This window comes from Streptomyces zinciresistens K42, assembly GCF_000225525.1.
GTDB lineage: Bacteria > Actinomycetota > Actinomycetes > Streptomycetales > Streptomycetaceae > Streptomyces > Streptomyces zinciresistens.
Map to the genome: position 1 here is coordinate 1 of NZ_AGBF01000377.1, position 2,884 is coordinate 2,884.

At 72.4% G+C, this 2,884-nt stretch carries 5 protein-coding genes and 1 pseudogene; 1 reads left to right on the forward strand and 5 read right to left on the reverse strand.

Annotated features, from left to right (window positions below; translation table 11 throughout):
• Positions 1-235: 235 nt before the first annotated feature.
• From SZN_RS36470 to SZN_RS36480, 3 genes are read right to left on the reverse strand one after another with little or no spacing between them, the layout of a single operon-like run.
• Positions 236-490, reverse strand: coding sequence for a hypothetical protein (locus tag SZN_RS36470; protein ID WP_007505684.1), 255 nt, complete (start codon positions 488-490; stop codon positions 236-238).
• Positions 491-538: 48 nt separating this feature from the next.
• Positions 539-1,330: a hypothetical protein gene (locus SZN_RS36475; protein ID WP_007505686.1), complete on the reverse strand. Its 792-nt coding sequence runs from the start codon at positions 1,328-1,330 to the stop codon at positions 539-541.
• 41 nt (positions 1,331-1,371) lie between these two features.
• On the reverse strand, positions 1,372-1,866 hold the full coding sequence (locus tag SZN_RS36480) for a hypothetical protein (protein ID WP_007505688.1): 495 nt from the start codon (positions 1,864-1,866) through the stop codon (positions 1,372-1,374).
• A 224-nt stretch (positions 1,867-2,090) separates the two neighbouring features.
• Here SZN_RS36480 and SZN_RS41785 point away from each other — a divergent pair, with 224 nt between their 5' ends.
• Positions 2,091-2,252, forward strand: coding sequence for a hypothetical protein (locus SZN_RS41785; RefSeq protein ID WP_007505690.1), 162 nt, complete (start codon positions 2,091-2,093; stop codon positions 2,250-2,252).
• A gap of 1 nt (position 2,253) precedes the next feature.
• Here the strand turns inward: SZN_RS41785 and SZN_RS36485 are convergent, their stop codons facing one another.
• Both SZN_RS36485 and SZN_RS36490 read right to left on the reverse strand, forming a co-directional pair.
• Positions 2,254-2,442, reverse strand: a complete 189-nt coding sequence (locus tag SZN_RS36485) for a hypothetical protein (RefSeq protein ID WP_007505692.1) — start codon at positions 2,440-2,442, stop codon at positions 2,254-2,256.
• Positions 2,443-2,525: 83 nt separating this feature from the next.
• Positions 2,526-2,884 (reverse strand): annotated as a pseudogene (locus SZN_RS36490) (chromosome segregation protein ParM); the annotation flags it as partial.

Genomic DNA, 2,884 nt, shown 5'->3' on the forward strand with positions numbered 1-2,884 from the left:
TGGGTGCCGACCAGGTAGCCGATCAGCAGTCCAGTGACGCCGAAGACCTTGTGGCGGTTGACCTTCCACCAGGTCGGAGCCGGGGGCTCGGTGAGCACTCCTATGACGGTCGGGGCTTTCGCCAAGACTGGGTCTCCTTCTCTCGTAGGCGGGGTGGTGCGTGCGGCCGGGCGGCCTGTCCGGTCCTCGCCCGGCCCCGGGTGCGGGGCGGGCGAGGGCCAGGCAGGGCGTCAGGTCAGCGGGCGGTGCGGAAGCGGCGGGCGGCCCACGACCGGAGCCGGTCGAAGCGGGTCGGGTGGGTGTGCCGCCAGGCGGTGGGCCACACGCCGTGCTCGGTGGGGAAGGAGCGGGACGCGCCGCACGTGCACGTCCAGACGTACGGCTCGGGGCGGGTGTCGTCGCGGGTCGCGGTGACCGTGGCCGTGGTGCCGTCGTGGCTCCCGTGGAAGGTGCCGACCCAGAACTCGGTGTCCTCCAGCTGCGGCTTCATCAGGTTCCCTTCGTGCGCGGTGGTGGTGCGGGACGGGGGCGGCGCTGGTCAGCGCTGGAGCGGGTGGACGTTGTCGGGACCGAGGTCGTCGCCCGCCGGGGTCGGGGCGGGGATCGTGGCGTGCAGGTGGAGCGCGGGGTTGAACTGGTACTGCGGCGGGTGGTTGTGGACGACGGGCCGAAGCGTCAGGCCGCGCAGGGCGAACATGCTGGCCAGGGCCCACATGAGGGCGGCGAGCCCGGTGGCGGCGGCGCGGCCTCCAGCTGGGGCGGCGGACCAGATCATGGCCAGGCTTCCGATCCCGAACAGCAGCCAGGCGATGCGGGCGCCGACGTTGCCGAAGAACCCGCCGACCAGGCCGACCAGTCCGGTCAGCTGCCAGAACGCGTACAGGGCGGCCGGGGCGACGGACAGGTGCGCGGCCTGGTCGGCGAGGAAGACCCGGACGGGGTGGTCGACCGTGCCCCACAGGCCACCGCCGTCGCCGCCGCTGGTGGCCGGGACGGCGGACAGGCCCTTGAGCGTGGCGGAGGCGATGTCGCCGGCGGCGTCCAGCATCAGCACGATGAGGCTGAGCCCGCCGAACAGCGCGGCGGCCTTGATCCAGTTGGCGACCTCGTGCCAGCTGGCGTGCCGGGCCTGGAAGACCTCTTCCCACCGCTGGTAGAGGAAGCCGCCCTCCTCCCACGACTCCTTCCACGCGGCGCGCAGCCGCGCGAGCCGCCTCGGGCCGGGCTTGCTCTGCAGTTCGGGGCCCGGCGGCACGGGCGGCAACTCGTTGAGCAGGTCGAGGAAGGACGGGCTGTCCTGGCCGTTGATCGGCTTGTCGTTGTGGGTCATGGCGTGGCTGCTCCTTCTGCCGGAGGGCGGTGGTGGGCGGGTCAGCGGATCTCGTTGCGGGTGCGGGCGAAGAACGCCCCGCGCGTGGTGCTGTTGTTGTGGATCTCGGTGTGGTGGGTGACCGGACCCTCGAAGACGTTCTTGGTGACGGCCGCGCGGGCCTTGCTGATCGCGCCGCCGATAGCGGTGGCGGCCATGGCCAGGCCTGCGAACGGCAGGGTGACCATGAGGACGCCGTTCAACGTGACCGAGGACAGGCCCTGGAGCACGAGCCAGGCACCGCAGCCGATGCCGGTGATCCCGGCGCCGACGCCGATGGAGGCCACCGCGATCCCGGCCGCCCAGGCCGGGACGATCCGGTGGTCCTCCTGCCGCACGGGCGGGGCGGTGCCGAAGGCCGGCGTCTCGGTGTCGTCGCGGAACGAGGTGGGGTGGTGGCGTACGGGCTTGCCCGCCCACTCATCGAGCAGACGGCGGGCTTCGGCCGCGGCCTCGGACTCGGGCATGCCGGACTGGGTGGTGTTCAGGGGGTCCATCAGGGTTCTCCGATCACGCGGGAAGGGGCGCGCCCTCCTGGCCGTGACGGCTGGGAGGGCGCGTGGGGGAGTGGCCGCGCGCAACGGCGAAGGGCGTCGCCGGAGTCGTGTCCGGCGGCGCCCTTCGGCGTTGTGCAGCAGGTGAGTTGGGGCTGACGGGTGGGTAGTCACCGCACCGGCGCCCCGGGCATCCTCGATCCGACAGGCGCGGTGGAGGGAATCGGGTGGAGTTCGTCTTCGAGTGCGGGTGGTGCGGCGGGGACAACTTCTTCGTCGGCAAGCAGGTCGGCTTCTGGGTCGACAAGTGGGAGATCCCGTCGGAGTGGGACTGCCGCTTCTGCGACGGGCTCAACTACACGCCCGACCCGCCGTGGACCGAGGCGTAGTTCAGAAGCTGGAGATCAGTCCGGCGAGCGAGGCCAGGCCGCTGTTGATGGTCGGGGCCAGGCCGGTCGCGGCGAGGGTGAAGCCGAACAGCGTGCAGGTCAGCGCGGAGCCGACGCGGACGTAGCCGCCCTTGACCAGGACGACGACGATGATGCCCAGCAGCACGGCGGCGGAGATGGACAGGGCCACGGTGGTGGTGCTCCTTCACAAGGGGTCGGGCGGGGCCGGCCACGCTCGGGCGGTCCGGCCCCGTGATGGGTGGGTGGGTGTGATCAGGCGTCGGTGAGGCTCTTGATGGCCTCCAGCGCCTGGCGGGGAGAGGCGACCTGCTCGGAGCGGCGGCCGCCGCCCTTGGAGCCGCGCCCGCCACCCTTGCCGCCTCCGCCTCCGCCGCCGCGCCGGCGGGAGCGGCCGTCACCGTCGTCGTCCTCGTCGGGCTCGGGCCAGAACTCGCCGGGTCGCACGGGCTCGTTCCAGTCGAACCACAGGCCGCGCTTCTCCAGCTCGCTGATCTCGTGGTCGGTGAGCCGGTTGACCTCGTCGGGGAACAGCTCGGACAGGTCGGTGTCGAAGTCCGCGTACAGCGACCGCATCAGGACGGCGCGGCCGTTGTCGAGGACGATGACCGCGA